The 15,910-nt window shown below is 70.4% G+C and carries 9 protein-coding genes; 7 read left to right on the forward strand and 2 right to left on the reverse strand.

The window, feature by feature from the left end; translation table 11 throughout:
- Nucleotides 1–280 precede the first annotated feature (280 nt).
- On the reverse strand, nucleotides 281–601 hold the full coding sequence (locus IG90_RS0103625) for a WXG100 family type VII secretion target (RefSeq protein WP_030577345.1): 321 nt from the start codon (nucleotides 599–601) through the stop codon (nucleotides 281–283).
- Between the two features lie 216 nt (nucleotides 602–817).
- Here IG90_RS0103625 and IG90_RS0103630 point away from each other — a divergent pair, with 216 nt between their 5' ends.
- The 6 genes from IG90_RS0103630 (at nucleotide 818) to IG90_RS0103660 (ending at nucleotide 11,192) form a co-directional block, all read left to right on the forward strand.
- Nucleotides 818–1,204, forward strand: coding sequence for a hypothetical protein (locus tag IG90_RS0103630; RefSeq protein WP_030577350.1), 387 nt, complete (start codon nucleotides 818–820; stop codon nucleotides 1,202–1,204).
- 613 nt (nucleotides 1,205–1,817) lie between these two features.
- A complete protein-coding gene (locus IG90_RS0103640; RefSeq protein ID WP_030577353.1) occupies nucleotides 1,818–2,912 on the forward strand; it encodes a polyketide synthase dehydratase domain-containing protein in 1,095 nt (364 codons plus the stop codon).
- A gap of 78 nt (nucleotides 2,913–2,990) precedes the next feature.
- On the forward strand, nucleotides 2,991–4,601 hold the full coding sequence (locus IG90_RS0103645; RefSeq protein WP_033893633.1) for a TIGR02677 family protein: 1,611 nt from the start codon (nucleotides 2,991–2,993) through the stop codon (nucleotides 4,599–4,601).
- Complete coding sequence (locus tag IG90_RS0103650; protein WP_030577358.1) at nucleotides 4,598–5,830, forward strand: TIGR02678 family protein; 1,233 nt, start codon at nucleotides 4,598–4,600, stop codon at nucleotides 5,828–5,830. Before IG90_RS0103645 ends, IG90_RS0103650 begins: the two co-directional genes overlap by 4 nt.
- The gene (locus tag IG90_RS0103655) at nucleotides 5,827–9,942 is read left to right on the forward strand and encodes a TIGR02680 family protein (RefSeq protein WP_030577361.1); all 4,116 of its coding nucleotides are present in this window, start codon (nucleotides 5,827–5,829) and stop codon (nucleotides 9,940–9,942) included. The genes IG90_RS0103650 and IG90_RS0103655 overlap by 4 nt, the downstream gene beginning before the upstream one ends.
- Entirely contained in the window at nucleotides 9,933–11,192 is a 1,260-nt protein-coding gene (locus IG90_RS0103660) for a TIGR02679 family protein (RefSeq protein WP_209443542.1), read from the forward strand. Before IG90_RS0103655 ends, IG90_RS0103660 begins: the two co-directional genes overlap by 10 nt.
- Nucleotides 11,193–12,309: 1,117 nt before the next feature.
- Here IG90_RS0103660 and IG90_RS0103665 read toward each other — a convergent pair.
- Complete coding sequence (locus IG90_RS0103665; protein WP_030577367.1) at nucleotides 12,310–13,743, reverse strand: endo-1,4-beta-xylanase; 1,434 nt, start codon at nucleotides 13,741–13,743, stop codon at nucleotides 12,310–12,312.
- A 567-nt stretch (nucleotides 13,744–14,310) separates the two neighbouring features.
- On the opposite strand from IG90_RS0103665, the gene IG90_RS0103670 reads away from it, so the two are divergent.
- A complete protein-coding gene (locus IG90_RS0103670) occupies nucleotides 14,311–15,777 on the forward strand; it encodes a non-reducing end alpha-L-arabinofuranosidase family hydrolase (RefSeq protein WP_030577370.1) in 1,467 nt (488 codons plus the stop codon).
- Nucleotides 15,778–15,910 lie beyond the last annotated feature (133 nt).

The raw sequence follows: 15,910 nt of genomic DNA on the forward strand, positions 1-15,910 counted from the left end.
GTGGTGGATCTTTCTCGTCAGGCCGCTACGAGATGGGCCTATTGCGCGGCTGGCTGGCTCGCCCCTGGTGGGAAGAGCCTTGCTGCTGCTGCGACAGGTGGCGTGCCGGCACCGCCTGCGTCGGGGTACTTGCCCAGCTCCTCAAGTAGCGTTTTGGCACCCCGTACCAGGAAGTCCTGCTGTGCGGCGACCCGACCGGAGACCGACCAGAGGTCGCTCGGCTTGACGTCGATAGTGCCGCTCCCACCCGGCGGCTGGGCGGGTGAGGAAGGGCCGGCCATCAGGCACCGCCTCCCCAGCCTTCGAGTACGGACGTGTTGGCCGCGGCGTAGTTCAGGTGCCCCTTCACCACGACCTCGTGGAGCCAAGCCTGGGTTGCCTTGAGGTCGCCGGCGGAGTGGCTCCACTTGTCCAGCTCGTCGATGAACGCTTCGCGTGCCTCACCGTCCCAGCTCAACACGGCTTTGGCGGTCCGCCCGTACAACGTGTCCAGCTTCTCGTTGAGGATGCGGAGGATGCCCTCCAGGTCACCCGAAAGCTGTTGCAAAGTTGCGAAATTGACGGTGATGCGGTCTTCGTCCGGCACGGTGCTGATCCCCATGGAAGCAGTCACCAATGATGCTACTCATCACCTGAGCGGAGTTCGTGCGGGCACCGGGTCGCATGGCGGCCACATGTCTGCCAATTCGAAGCCTGGCCCCCCAGTGGCAGGGGTGATAGAGGTGTGCGTGTGCGCGACACCCCATGCCTGTGAAGTTGTGTCCGTGTTGCTAGGGTTGGTCGGCTTGCATCACAGGTTCGAACGTGGGGGACCGACATGGGTGATGAGCCCAAACTCGCTTATACATCGTCGCAGTTGAAAAAACTGGCGGACGATCTGGATGGCATGCACGAGTATCTCGGCAAGCAGTTCAAGCGCATGGACGAGATTGTCGACGGCATCGAGACCGGCTGGCAGGGCCCCACTGCCACGTCCTGTCGATCGCTTCACCGCGGCGCCGCGGAGGATGCCGTTCGCATCGGGCTGACCATTCAATTCCTGGCGGAGGCTATTCGTCTGAGCGAAGGCGGCTTCACGGACCAGGAGCTCGAAACCCTTGAACAGTTCCGCAGAGTCCAGGTCGACGTCGACATAGAAGCAGCCGCAGACGCCTTGTCAACGCCGTCTAACCAGCCGCCGCGCAGTCGCCTGCAAGACCTCTGAAGCACAGGGGCCCGTCCCCTCGACATGGCCGGAGGTCATCCACGGTGCCGTCTCCGGAGGAGGTCGACCGGGTGTGACCGCCTGCGCCGCGCACCGGCCACTCGTGGGCGGGTACGCAGGGACGGCGGACGCGCGTCGCATCTGGTTGCTGGTGCTGAGCGCCGCCATTGCGGGCGGATGAAGGCCCTGTCCATTCCCACGACCGGCCATGCGCAACCCCTCGCGGCTGTGCTTCTCCAGCGGTTCAGCTCCCGCCCAGCGTGGCGCGCACCTCGCCCGTCGGCTCTTGCTGCACCAGCTCGACGCATGGGGCGTGCCGCGCGGCAGCGAGGCATCCGACACCGCCGCGCTGCTCGTCGCGGAACTCGCAGCCAACGCCGCCCCGCACGGCCGCGTTCTGGCCGGTACATCGAGGTTGACTCTGAGGTCCTCGGCCGGATCCTGTTTCTCACGCGTTGCCCAGGCCCTACGTGCCGATCCGGCGGAGGGCGAGGAGCGTTGCGTCGTCGGTGCGGGTCGTCCAGGCGGGCTGCGAGGTGGTCGACGTAGTCCTGGAGGTCCGGCGTGGCCGGCTTCCCGGAAACAGCGTTGCGCAGCTACGAGAAGGCGGCGCGTGTCATCGGAGACGATCGACGACACGCCGTACGACAGTGCCGTCACCGTGCCCTCGCTCCACCGTGACGAGGGCGGAATCGACGACTTCCTCGCCTCCGCCGCGCAGGCCCACGTCTCGGGCGCCCCGCTCGACTGGACCGCGGTGGTCGGCGGGCCCGGCGCGGTCGTCGACCTGCCGACCTACCCCTTCCAGCGCCGGCGCCACTGGCTGGAGGGCCCGGCGTCGGCCGGGGACGCGGGCGGGCTCGGCATGGCCGCCGAGCGGCACCCGCTCATCGGCGCCGCGCTCTGGACGGCCGACCAGGACAAGCTGGTCCTCAGCGGCAGGGTCTCCCTGACCTTGCAGCCCTGGCTCGCGGACCACGCCGTGGCCGGCACCGTGCTGCTCCCCGGTACCGCCTTCGTGGACCTCGCCATCCGGGCGGGTGACCATACCGGCCTCGACGAGCTCGACGAGCTGACCCTCCAGGCCCCCCTGGTGCTGGCCGGCCGTGGCGGAGTCCAGCTCCAGGTCGTGGTCGACGCCCCGGACGAGGAGGGCCGGCGCGCGCTGTCCGTGCACTCCCGCCCGGAACCCGAGCCCGACGCCGCCGCCGTCCACCCGTGGACCCTGCACGCCACCGGCGTACTGGGCCACGCGAAGGAAGGTCCGGCCGTACAGGCCGGCACCCCGTGGCCCCCGGCCGGCGCCGAACCGGTCGACCTGACGGCGGCCTACGGCACGCTCGCCGAGCGGGGCTTTCAGTACGGGCCCGCCTTTCGGGGCCTGCGGGCGCTGTGGCGCGCCGGCCGGGAGATGTTCGCCGAGGTCGCGCTCCCGGAGCGCGTCGCCCCGGGCGAGTTCGGGATCCACCCGGCCCTCCTCGACGCCGCCCTGCACCCGCTGGCGCTCGCGGAGGACGGCCGCCTGGCGCTGCCGTTCGCCTGGACCGGCGTCCGGCTGTACGCGGTGGACGCCGGCGTGGTGCGCGTACGGATCACCCCGGAGGGCTCGGGCGCCGCCCTCTCCCTCGCCGACGCGAGCGGTGCGCCGATCGCGTCGGCCAGGGCGGTCGGGAGACGCCCCTTCTCCGGCTTCGTCCTGACATCCTGAACCGGTCATAACGGGGTGAATCGGCCGGATATTTCGGTCTCTTTCCGAGGTTGCCGCGCCTCAGGGACAATGGCGGCGATGACTGTCACCGCCCCCAGTGCTTCCGCCGGCCCCCTTCCCGAGCCGTCGGGCTTCGGCCCCTTCGCTCATCTCACGGTGCCGAACACCCCGCTCTACCGCCACGTGATGCGGACGTTCCTGACGGCCAAGGAGCGGTTCGCGGTTCACCTGCGGCCCGAGGACGTGCACACCGCGCTGCCGGCGGATGTCCGTCCCGCCGAGCCGGACGCCGTCGTCGGCGCGCTCGACAGGCTCGTCGGCTGGGGCAATCTGCGGGCGGATCCCGATACCGCCCGGGTGACCGCGGTCGAGGACTTCTACCGGAAGCGGTTCATCTACCAGCTCACGAGGGAGGGGGAGGCCGCCGAGGAGGCGCTGTCCGCCTATGACGAGGCGCTCGGGCGGCGCGGTGCCCTCCAGGCCGTGGCCCTGCACGACATCGTCACCCAGCTTCGCGCCCTTCTCGTCCTGGCTGCCGAGGAGCAGCCGGATCCGGCCAAAGCGCATCTGGCGCTCGACGCGCTGGCCAGCCGGTTCGCCGCGCTCGCCGACAACGCCCGGGCCTTCATGGGATCGCTCCAGCAGACCATCGACCTGCACGATGTCGAAGAGGCGGTCTTCCTCGCGTACAAGGACCGGCTCATCCAGTACCTGGAGCGGTTCATCCAGGACCTGATCACGCTGGGCGGACGGATCGCGCGGCTGATCCTGGAGCTGGAGGAGGACGGGAGGGTGGAGCCCCTGCTTCGCGCAGCCGCCGGACGGGAAGCCGTCGACGCCTCGCCGGAGGATGCCGCGAACGCGGAGCGGGAGATGTACGAGCGGTGGGCCGCCCGCTGGTCGGGGCTGGGCGCGTGGTTCATCAGCAGGGACGGGCGCGAATCGCAGGCCAGGCTCCTGCGCGGCCGGGCACTCGGCGCGATTCCCCAGCTCCTCGCCGTCGTACGAGCGCTGAACGAGCGCCGGGCCGGCCGCTCCGACCGGTCGGCCGACTTCCGTACGCTGGCGCGCTGGTTTGCCGAGGCGCCCGACGACGATGCCAGGCACCGGCTGTGGCGGGCCGCTTTCGGCCTCTATCCGGCCCGGCACCTCACCGTCGACGCCGACACCCTCGCCGCCCGGGCGGCGAGGCCCGTCCCGGCCGCCACTCCGTGGGCCGAGGCCGAGCCGTTGCGTATCAGCCCGCAGCTGCGCCGCACCGGCAGCTACGAGCGGCGGGGCAAGCCCCGCAAGGTCGAGGACCGGGAGGAGCTGCGGCGCTCGCTCGCCGAGACAGCTGCCAAGCAGGCCGCCGAGACGGCCGCCGCCCGCGCCCGGCTCGTCACCGAAGGTGTCACGCGTCTGTCCGCCCTCGGCGACCTCGACCCGGACTCCTTCGGGCTGTTCCTCCAACTGCTCGGGGACGCCCTGGCCACATGGCGGCCCGGTATGCGGCACACCACAGCCACCAGCAACGACGGCTCCATGGAGATCAGACTCACCGCACTCGCCGACGGTACGACCGCCGAGGTCCGTACCCCCGGCGGAGTCTTCAGCGGCCCGGACCACCTCATCGAAATCCTCGACCTGACGGACGGGGACGGCCTGACGGACGGAGACCGTCCGACGGACGGAGAACCCCGACGATGACCACACCACTCGCCGAAGTCCTGGACGGCCAGCACGCCGCCGAGCTGCGCAAAGCCGCCCGCGCCCTGCTCAAGCAGCCACTTCTGCTCGCCCGCGGCCGGTACGCAGACGAGTTCCGCCTCGCCCGCCGGCACGCGTCGGAGCTACGGGAATGGTTCGACCGCAACACCGGCTGGGCGCTCCAGGCGGACACGGAAGCCGCGCGGCTGCGCAAGAGTCCCGGTGTCCTGACCGACCCCACCCACCCCGCACGGGACACGACCCGCGGTGCTGCCCCCTTCACCCGACGCCGCTACGTCCTGCTCTGCCTTGCGCTCGCCGCCCTCGAACGCGGCGAGGCCCAGATCGCCCTGGGGCGCCTCGCCGACCAGATCGTCCTCGACGCCGCCGATCCCCGACTCGCCGCGACGGGGATCGAGTTCGCCCTGGAACGCCGAGGCGAGCGCCTCGATCTCGCCGCCGTCGTACGGCTGCTGCTCGGCCTCGGCGTGCTGAGGCGGGTCGCGGGCGAGGAAGAGGCCTACGTCAGCGGGGCGGGCGATGTCCTGTACGACGTGGAACGCCGGGTCCTCGCCGGGCTTCTGGCGTCCCGCCGCGGGCCCTCCACCGTCCACGCCGAAGCCTTCGACGACCGGCTCGCCGAACTCGTCGCCGAAACGGCCATGGACAGCGACGAGCTGCGCTTCCGCGCGATGCGCCGCTCGCTCACCCGCAGGCTCCTCGACGATCCGGTGCTCTACTACGACGACCTGAGCGACGCCGAACTCGGCTACCTCACCCGGCAGCGCGGCTTCCTCACCGCCCGCATCACCGAGCTGACCGGACTGGTCGCCGAGGTGCGGGCCGAGGGGATCGCCATGGTCGACCCCGAAGACGACCTCACTGACCTCCGCATGCCCGAACAGGGCACCTACGGCCATGTCACCCTGCTGCTCGCCGAGCACCTGGCCGCCGCCGACGGCCCCGTCGATCTCGACGAGCTTGCCCTCCGAGTCCGTGAACTCGCCTCCCAGCACGGCGGATTCTGGTCGAAGTCCGCCCGGGAGCCAGGCATGGAGACCGAGCTCGTCGAACAGGCCGTCGCCCGGCTGGCGGCGCTCGGCCTGGTCTCCCGTACTCCCTACGCGGTCGTGGTGCGACCCGCCCTCGCCCGGTACGCGGTCGGCGAGACCGTCATCCGCGAACCCGGTTCCGCCCCCGTGCCTCCGCAGCGAAAGGCCACCTCGTGACCCGCCTCCCCACCCCGCGGCGTTCCCGCTGGCAACCCCTGCGCATCGGGCTCGTCGACCTGTTCCACTACGACGTGGAGGAGTTCCGCTTCCGGGACGGGCGCCTGCTGCTGCGCGGCAACAACGGCACCGGTAAGTCCAAGGTGCTCGCCCTGACCCTGCCGTTCCTGCTCGACGGCGACCTCAGTCCGCGTCGTGTCGAACCCGACGGCGACCCGGGCAAGCGGATGGAGTGGAACCTGCTCCTCGGTGGCGAGCACCCGCACACCGAACGACTCGGCTACACCTGGATCGAATTCGGCAGGCTCGACGACGCAACCGGCGAGCAGCACTTCCGCACGCTGCTGTGCGGGCTCAAGGCCGTCAGCGGGCGGGGCATCGCCCGACACTGGTACGCCGTCACCCGCCAGCGCGTCGACCACGGCTCCACCGAACGAACGGAGGAGAGCTTCCGGCTCCTCGACGCCACCGGCACGGCCCTGTCCAGGGACCGTCTTGCCGAGGCCGTCGCCGGGCACGGCATGGTGTACGACCAGGCCAAGACGTACCGCAGGGCCGTCGACGAAGCGCTCTTCGGCCTCGGAGAGCAGCGCTACGCGGCCCTGGTCGACCTGCTCATCCAGCTGCGCCAGCCCCAGCTCTCCAAGCGGCCCAACGAAGCCGCTCTCTCCCGCGCCCTCACCGAGGCGCTGCCGCCCGTGGACCAGGCCGTCATCGCCGACGTGGCCGAGGCGTTCCGCTCCCTGGACGAGGAGAAGGACGAGCTGGCCGCCGCGTCCGCCGCCGAGCGGGCCGCCTCCGCCTTCCTGGAGCACTACCGGCGGTACGCCCGGATCGCCACCCGGCGCCGCGCCCGGCTCCCCCGCACCGAGCACTCCCGCTACGAGCGCGTGCAGCGAGATCTGGCCGAGGACCAGGAGCTCCGAACCCGGGCAGAGGAGAAGCGAGCGGCGGCCGAAGAGGAGATCAGCTCCCTGGCCGAGACCGGTGAACGTCTGCGGGCCCAGGAGGCAGCGCTGCGCGAGGCGCCCGAGATGCGCGACGCCCGAGAGCTGGAGCACGCCGCCCAGGCCGTGACGCGAACCGGGCAGGCGGCGAACCGGGCGCGGGAGGACCAGCAGCAGGCGGACGCCCTCCACACCAAGGCCCTCGGGCGGCTCGGCACCGCCGACAACCGGCTGCGTGCGGCGCGGAGCCGCGCTGAAGAGACCTGTGCCCACGTGCGGGAGCAGGCAGCCGCCGCGCACGTCGCCCTGCCGGCGGGCGACCTGCTGCCCGAGCCCGCATCGCGGCGGGCCGTCGAGGAAGCCACGGACCGCGCCCGGCGGGCGCTCGGCCACATCGAGGGCCGCCTCGAGGTGTCCGAGCAGGCCGCCGCCGACCACCGCCGGGCGTCGGGCCGTCTCGACGAGGCGGAGACCGACCTCGCGCTGGCTGCCGAGACGCACGGCGAGGCGGAGGAGAACGCGGCGCGGGCGGGCCGGGCCCTCCTGGACGACGTACGCGAACGCGCCCGCGCCTGGAAGGAGCTGTCCTACGCCGACGAGACGGGCCTCCTGGACGAACTCCAGGAGTGGACCCGCCACCTCGACGGCCCCTACCCGGCGCGGGTCTCGGCCACCCGGGCGCACACCGCCCGCTCGGTGGACCTCGCCGACCAGGCGGCCGAAGCCGCCCGCGCGACCACGGAGCTGGCAGAGCGCACCGCCGAGGCCCGTCGCGAGCTCACCGCACTGGAAGCCGGCGCCGGACGCGAACCCCGGCCCCCGGCGACGCGCACCCCCGGCCTGCGCGAAACGCTGCCGGGCGCGCCGCTCTGGCGCCTGGTCGACTTCCGTGACGAACTGCCCGAAGCCGGCCGTGCCGGGCTCGAAGCGGCGCTCGAAGCCTCCGGCCTCCTCGACGCCTGGGTGCTGCCCGACGGCTCCGCCCTCGCCGTGGACGGATGCGATGTCCTTCTCTCCCCGTCGAACGGACCGGTGAGCGGCCCCTCACTGGCAGACGTGCTGTGCCCCGCCGTGGACTACGGCGATGGGCGGGCCGCCGTCCTGGACGAGACGACGGTGACCCGGCTGCTCGCCGCCATCGGCCTCGACGGCGGGGGAGGAGCCACGACATGGGCGGCACCCGACGGGCGCTTTCGGGTCGGTGCGCTCACCGGTACGTGGGCCAAGCCCGCCGCCACGTACATCGGCGAGGGCGCACGCGAAGCAGCGCGCCGGGCCCGGGTCGCGGCGCTCGGCATCGAACTCGCCTCTCTGCGCGAGGAGTCGGAGAAACTCGCGGCTCGGTCCGCGGCGATCGCGGCACGCCGACGCACGCTCGACGCCGAGCTCGCAGACGTCCCCGACGAGTCGCCGCTCACCAGGGCACACGCGCTCGTCAGCGCCGCCGCCGAGACCGTGCGCAAGGCCCGTGCCCGGTACGAAGGGCGTGCCACCGAGGTCGTCGAGGCGGCTGAACTCGCCGAGCGGGCTGCCGCCGAGCTCACCGAGGCTGCCGCTGATCTGGGGCTGCCCGCCGAACGGGCCGGACTCACCGCCGCGCGTCACGCCCTCGGCTCCCTCGCCACCGCGCTGGCGGCTCTGTGGCCCGCGCTGCGCGAACAAGGGGAGGCCGCACGGCAGGTGGACGACGAGCGTGCCGAGGCCGCCGAGGCGGAGCAGCGGGTCGTCGACCTCGCCCAGCGGGCCGAAGAGGCGGCGCGCGAGGCGGCGGCGGCCGATGAGCGGCACCGGACTCTGCGCTCCACCGTCGGTGCCGCCGTCGCCGAACTCCAACGGCGCCTCGCCGAGACCATCGACGCACAGCGGATCTGTGAGACCGACCGGAAGAACGCCGGGCAGCGTCACGCTCAGGCGGACCGGGAGGCGAGCCGGGCCGAGGGGCGGATCGAGCAGCTGGAGAAGGACCTCGCCGAAGTCGTTGACGCACGTGCGGAGGCCATTGCCGCGCTCCAGCGCTTCACGGCCACCGGCCTGGTCGCGGTCGCGCTGCCCGAGATCACCGTCCCCGCCTCGGACGACGGCCACTGGGCCGCGACCCCGGCCATCGCGTTCGCCCGGGCCATCGACTCCGGCCTGTCGTCCGTCGACGACACGGACGCGGCCTGGGAACGCGTCCAGCGCCGACTCAGCGAGGAACTCAAGGCCCTGCAGGACACCCTGTCCCGGCACGGACACAGCGCGTCCGCCCGCATGGTCGAGGACGGCATGGTCGTCGACATCGTCTACCAGGGCCGTGAGCGCGCCGTGCCCGAACTCGCCGAAGCACTCGCCACGGAGGTCGGCGAGCTCACCCGCATCCTGTCCGCGCACGAACGCGAGATCCTCGAAACCCACCTGATCACCGAGGTCGCCGGCACCCTCCAGGAACTCATCGGTGCCGCCGAACGACAGGTGCGGGACATGAACACCGAACTGGAGGACCGCCCCACCTCCACCGGGATGAGACTCCGGCTGGTGTGGCGGGCCTCGCGCAAGGCCCCGTCCGGACTGGCCCAAGCCCGCGAGAGGCTGCGCCAGTCCGCGGACGCCTGGACGTCGGAGGATCGCGCGGCGGTGGGCGAGTTCCTCCAGGCCCAGATCGCCCGCCAGCAGTCCGACGACGGCCCGGGCAGCCGGCTCGAGCACCTCACTGCCGCGCTCGACTACCGCTCCTGGCACGAGTTCGGCGTCGAGCGCCACCAACACGGGCGCTGGGTACCCGCCACCGGCCCCGCCTCAGGCGGTGAACGCGTCCTCGCCGTGTCCGTACCGCTGTTCGCCGCCGCCTCCTCCCACTACGCCAGCGCGGGCAGCCCGCACGCGCCCCGCCTGGTGACTCTCGATGAGGCGTTCGCGGGCGTGGACGACGACTCCCGCGCCAAGTGCCTCGGCCTCCTGAGCGCCTTTGACCTCGATGTGGTCATGACCAGCGAACGGGAGTGGGCCTGCTACCCGCAGGTGCCCGGCATCGCCATCGCTCAACTGTCCCGGATCGACGAGGTGGCGGCGGTCCTCGTCACCCGGTGGGAATGGGACGGCGCGCGACGGCAGCGCCGCGAGGACCCCGTACGTGACGCCCTCCAGGACGCGCCCGGCGTTGAGGAGCCCGAGTCGCTGTGGGGCTGACCCACGGGCCTGAGCCCGGCACCGAAGCAGTCGACAGCCCGCGGCTGGCCAGGCTGCTCGGCACGCCGGACCTCTCCTGGCTCGTCGAGCGAGCACGCCGACGACTGGTGGCCGGGCAGCCCATGACTGGTTCCGTGTCCCTGGCCGATCCCACTCCGGCCCAGCGAGCAGCGGCCGAAAGACTTCTCGCCCGGGCCCCCGGTGGCGGCAGGTCTCTGACCGTACGGCTGGAAGCGGTCGACGCTGTACTGCGCCGTTCGGGCGCCAGCCCGAACGGCCTCGCCGCCGCGGTCGCGGCGCTCACCGGGCCTGTCACATCACTCGTCCAAGCCCGCCAAGAGGAGGAGGAAGCCTGGAGGAGGGCGCACACGCCGCTCGACGAGCTCGTCGCTACGGTCCCCGCGCTTGCGGAGTGGGCGGCCCGGATACGCGCCGACGGCCTGGCGCGACGTCTGGGGCGCACACCAGACGTCACGTTCGGCCTGCTCACCGGTGTGTGTACCGCCCTGTACGCACTCCCCGCCGTCCCGGTCGTCTCGCTACCCGCCTTCGCTGCCCGGGTCCTCGGCTGGGCTCACGCCCTTGACGACGGCACACCGCTGGCCACCCTCACTCTGTCCGGGGCCCGTGCGCTGACCGGTTTCCACGATGGTCAGGGCGCCGAATGGCGACGTGAGGCCTGGGCCTCGGTGGGGCTGTTGCGGGACGAGCTGTCCTCGACCGTCCTGACCCTGAACCTGCGCGGCACCCCGGCCCTGGACCGCCTGGCCGAAGACGGCGAACCCTGTGTGCTCACCCTTCGCCAGCTCACCCGCAGACCTCCGGCCGTCGCCGATCCCGTGGTGCGGATCTGCGAGAACCCGACCGTCCTCGCGGCGGCGGCCGACATGCTCGGCCCTGCCAGCCCGCCCCTGGTCTGCCTCCAAGGCCAGCCTTCCGCCGCCGCCCTCACACTGCTCCGGGGGTTGCACGACCACGGAGCGACCCTGTACTACCACGGGGACTTCGACTGGGGAGGGCTCCGGATCGCCGGCGTCCTTCGCCGCCGCGTCCCCTGGCTGCCCTGGCGCTACACGGCCGCGGACTACCGCGCCGCCGTGCTCCGCTGTGCCCAACCTCCGTTGTCACCGCTCGTCAGCACCCCGACGGAGACCCCCTGGGAGCCCGCACTCGCTACGGCCGTCGCCGAACTCGGTGTTCGTGTCGAGGAGGAGAGGGAGCTGGAGCTGCTGTTGTCCGATCTCACGTGAGGAGCGTGACCGTCCGGCTGGGTAGGGGCAGTTGAGAGTGAACCGTTCCGGGTTCGGCGGAGACACCAGCAGGAGCGGTGATGGGGTTCTCCCGGTGCAGCGCGAAGTCGTTGGCGTCCGAGACCGAGGAGTTCCTCCGCCCGGGTGCGGGGTGTTCTCGGTCGGCGGGCCCGGCCCATGATGTTGGTCGGAAAGATGGTGCGGGGCATGACAGGTGAGCTGGCCTCCGGAGCCGGTGGGTGGACCCGATGGGTGACATGGCTTCGGCGGCCTGTTCACCGGCTGTCGGCCATGACGCTCGTTTGACGCTCCAGGCCGCCACACGCAGGACGGCGAGCTGAGAAATGGCCTTTGACCTGGTCTTTTCCATCACGTGCTCAGGCCGACATCTTTTCGATGACGCATCATGTGGAGTGCGTGGCGATTCTGGAGCCTGCTGCGAAGGGTGCCTGACCTGCGGTTTTGTGGTTCGGGTAGGTCGCTCGACCTGTTTTCCTCCGTGGAGCGGGTCGAGTGCCAGACTTGGCCCTCGAACCCTGCTGAACTGCGAGTTCATCAGGAAGTCGCTCGCGTCGGCGACGCCTTCAGGGGCCCGTTCGGAAACTCTTGACGCTCGGAGCGGGAGTCTCAACCTGACGGGCCTCTCCGGCTCCGGACCTGCGGGCCGGGTCCTCAGCCAGGGGGGAAGCAATCCGTTGTCCCCGGGCCCACCCCGCCTGTCGCGTGCCCGTGGACGATGCTCGTCGGCGCCGCCGGAGCGCGCGGGACGGCCTCGTCGACAAGGGAACGGGAACTCTCCTGGCGCACAACGGCAGCGTCCCCGCCGGATGAGGCGGGCGGCGAAGTCGTGTGCGCCACCCGCGAACCGGCAGGACTCGCTGCCCGTACCATCCCCTCGGCTGGGCCAGGACCACGTGGGTGGGAGGTGCTGGCCCAGCCGCACCACCGACGGGGATGCCTCTCGGGGGCGTAGGCCGAACGTCCTACCTACCGCCCGCCGCCTCGGCGGACCCCGGATTCACTGCGGCGACCCGGGCCCGTCAACGATGTCTTCCTGGAGGGGAGAACCGCACCGCAGGCCGTCATCGGTTCGTCCCTTCGTCCGTGGCCGGTCCCGTCAGGTTAGGGTCCAGCGCTGGTTACTGCCGTTCGAGCAGGAGTAGAGCTGGATCTGTGTGCCGTTGGCGGTGCCGGCCCCGACGGCGTCGAGGCAGAGGCCGGACTGGACGCCGACGATGGATCCGTCGGAGTTGACGCGCCACTTCTGGTTGTCTCCGCCCCAGCAGCTGTAGATCTGGACCTTGCTGCCGTTGCTCGTGCCGGCGGCGTCCAGGCATTTGTCGCCGTAGACCCGGAACTCACCCGAGTCGGTGGCCACCCACTGCTGGTTGGTGCTGCTGCCGCAGTCCCACAGCTGGAGCTGGGTGCCGTCGCTGGTGCTGGCGTTGGGCACATCCAGACAGCGACTCGAACCGACGCCCTTGATCTGTCCGGAACCCGCCGGGGGCTCAGTTGTGTCGCCGGCATTGAGTGCGTTGAGGACGGCCGAGTAGGCGGCCTTCTTGCTGCCGTCGTCGTTGAACAGCAGCGGTGTGTGCTCCGCACGCCAGGAGTCGCTGTCGCGCACACCCCAGACGGTGACGCCGAGGCATCGCTCGACGGCCAGGCAGTCGTTGGTGACGTTGGCGTAGGTCGTGGGCGAGGCGCCCTGGATGTCCAGCTCGGTGACGGCCACGTCGACTCCGAGGGCGGCAAAGTTCTGCAGCGTGGTACGGAAGTTGCTGTTGTAGGGGCTGCCGCTGTTGAAGTGCGCCTGGAAGCCGACGCAGTCAATCGGCACGCCGCGCTGCTTGAAGTCTCGGACCATGGAGTACATGGCCTGGGTCTTGGCCCAGGTCCAGTTCTCGACGTTGTAGTCGTTGTAGCAGAGCTTGGCGGACGGGTCGGCGGCGCGCGCGGTGCGGAAGGCGAGCTCGATCCAGTCGTTGCCGCTGCGCTGCAGGTTGGAGTCGCGTCGGGCTCCCGAACTTCCGTCAGCGAAGGCCTCGTTCACGACGTCCCACTGGACGATCTTGCCCTTGTAGTGGGCCATCACGCCGTTGATGTGGCCGATCATCGCCTGGCGCAGATCGTTGCCGCTGAGGCTCTGCATCCAGCCGGGCTGCTGGGAGTGCCAGGCCAGAGTGTGGCCACGCACCTCCTTGCCGTTCTGCACCGCCCAGTTGTAGACGCGGTCGGCGGAGCTGAAGTTGAACTGACCCCGCTGCGGTTCGGTGGCGTCGATCTTCATCTCGTTCTCGGCCGTCACCATGTTGAACTCACGGTTCGCGATCGACGTGTACGTCGAGTCGCCCAGCCTGCCCGAGGCGATGGCGGTGCCGAAATAGCGGCCGCTCTGCGCCGCCGCGGCGCCCAGCGTGCTCTCGGCGGCGTGTGCGTCCGGTGGCGCGACCAGCGCGGCCGACGCACCGAGGACGCCGACGACCAGGGCCAACAGCAGGCTGCGAGTTTTCCGGCGGACAACGGGTCCGGAAAGGGCGTAGGAGCCCATGACTGTGCCTCCAAGGTGGAAATCACGGAAGGACTGATGCGGTGCGCGGATCTGCCGTGCAGGACACAGAAGGCCGAGGCCGACGTTCGGTATCTCGGACCACGGTCAGTTCCTCAGACAGGGATGATTGAGGCATCGGTGACAGGCCGTCAATACTCCTTGCAGAAGAAGTTTCGATTGGCACTTCGAAACTTTCAGATAGCCTGGTGGGTCGGAATACAGCCCCGGCGCCGCCGCCGACGAACCTCGTGGGGCCGCGGTCGGGGCGAGGGCGCGGACGCTGCTTGCTCGGCCCTCCTCCTCCGCACATACGTCGTGGGCTGGTGAACTGTCTTCGCGCACTCGGGAGGGGCCCGCTCGGCGTGATCGCTGGTCAGGCCCGAAGGAGAGGTGCTGTTTATGGACAGATCAGTGGCAAGCCTTGACCGGAGAACCCCGCATCCCTAGCTTGTGACGTCAAAGTATCCGGGAATTCTCGAAACTTTTCGAAACCGTTCCGGACCCACGGCACTTCCGCTCCGCTGTTCATCAGGGTCACCTCAAACCAGCCCCTAGGAGGCGCAGCTCATGTGGTATCGCCACTCGTCCCCGGCCCGCCCAAGGCGCCTGCTCGCGGTCCTTGCACCGCTGTTGCTCGTGGCCACCTTCCTCGGTGCCCAGCCCGCCGAGGCGGCGACCGTGGACCCCAACGCCTCGTACGTGCTGGTCAATCGCAACAGCGGCAAGGCCCTGGACGTCTACAACATGGCGACCGCCGACGGCGCCCGCATCACTCAGTGGACCAGGAACGATCAGAGGCAGCAGCAGTGGCAGTTCGTCGATTCCGGGGGCGGCTACTACCGCATCAAGTCCCGCCACTCGGGCAAGGTGCTGGACGTCCACAACTGGTCCACCGCGAACGGCGGATCGATCGTCCAGTGGGCCGACCTGAACGCCGCCAACCAGCAATGGCGACTGGCCGACAGCTCGGACGGCTTCGTAAGGTTCATCTCGCGCCACAGCGGCAAGGCCCTCGAGGTACAAGGTGCCTCCACCGCCGACAACGCGAACACCGTCCAGTACGACGACTGGGGCGGCACCAACCAGCAGTGGCAGCTCGTCAAGGTCGACGGCGGCAACACCGGCCCGTGCGATCTTCCGGGGACCTACCGCTGGGCATCATCGGGCCCGTTGGCGCAGCCCAAGCCGGGGTGGGTCTCGGTGAAGGACTTCACCGTCGTCCCCTACCAGGGCAAACAGCTCGTCTATGCGACGACGCACGACACGGGGACGCGCTGGGGTTCGATGAACTTCGGCCTGTTCTCCGACTGGTCGGAGATGGCCTCGGCCGACCAGAACGCGATGTCAGCTTCCACCGTCGCGCCTACGCTCTTCTACTTCGCGCCGAAGGATATCTGGGTGCTCGCCTACCAGTGGGGCGGTTCCGCCTTCTCCTACCGCACGTCGAGCGATCCCACCAACCCGAACGGCTGGTCATCCCCGCAGGTGCTCTTCTCCGGAAGCATCCCCGACTCCGGAACAGGCCCTATCGACCAGACGCTCATCGGTGACGGGACGAACATGTACCTGTTCTTCGCCGGCGACAACGGCAAGATCTACCGGGCCAGTATGCCGATCGGGAACTTCCCGGGCAGCTTCGGCGCGACCTCGACAGTGATCATGAGCGATACGACGAACAACCTGTTCGAAGCCCCGCAGGTCTACAAGTTGCAGGGCCAGAACCGCTACCTCATGATCGTCGAGGCGATCGGCTCGCAGGGTCGCTACTTCCGCTCGTTCACGGCAACCAGTCTGAACGGCGCGTGGACACCCCAGGCGGCGACCGAGAGCAACCCCTTCGCCGGCAAGGCCAACAGTGGCGCCGCCTGGACCAACGACATCAGCCACGGCGAACTGATCCGCTCAAGCCCCGACCAGACCATGACCGTCGATCCCTGCAATCTGCAGTTGCTCTACCAGGGGCGCAGCCCCAACTCCGGCGGTGACTACGGCCTCCTGCCCTACCGTCCTGGTCTGCTGACGCTGCAGCGCTGACGACGTGACACATGTCCGGCTCCGGTACGGGGCCGACGCGGCGGGCTCGGCGGAAGGCTGAGCCCGCCCGGTCTGCCAACAACGTCAGCGCTCGTACGGCGACGGCGCGCGGGGGTGGTCGACGTCTACCCCC

Source organism: Streptomyces anulatus (assembly GCF_000721175.1).
In the GTDB taxonomy this organism is placed as follows: Bacteria; Actinomycetota; Actinomycetes; order Streptomycetales; family Streptomycetaceae; genus Streptomyces; species Streptomyces anulatus_C.

Excerpts from the sequence above, each read along its gene's own strand:
- IG90_RS0103625 (WP_030577345.1), bottom strand. The coding sequence starts at position 601 with ATGGGGATCAGCACCGTGCCGGACGAAGACCGCATCACCGTCAATTTC.
- IG90_RS0103630 (WP_030577350.1), top strand. The coding sequence starts at position 818 with ATGGGTGATGAGCCCAAACTCGCTTATACATCGTCGCAGTTGAAAAAA.
- IG90_RS0103650 (WP_030577358.1), top strand. The coding sequence starts at position 4,598 with ATGACCACACCACTCGCCGAAGTCCTGGACGGCCAGCACGCCGCCGAG.
- IG90_RS0103670 (WP_030577370.1), top strand. The coding sequence starts at position 14,311 with ATGTGGTATCGCCACTCGTCCCCGGCCCGCCCAAGGCGCCTGCTCGCG.
- IG90_RS0103645 (WP_033893633.1), top strand. The coding sequence starts at position 2,991 with ATGACTGTCACCGCCCCCAGTGCTTCCGCCGGCCCCCTTCCCGAGCCG.
- IG90_RS0103665 (WP_030577367.1), bottom strand. The coding sequence starts at position 13,743 with ATGGGCTCCTACGCCCTTTCCGGACCCGTTGTCCGCCGGAAAACTCGC.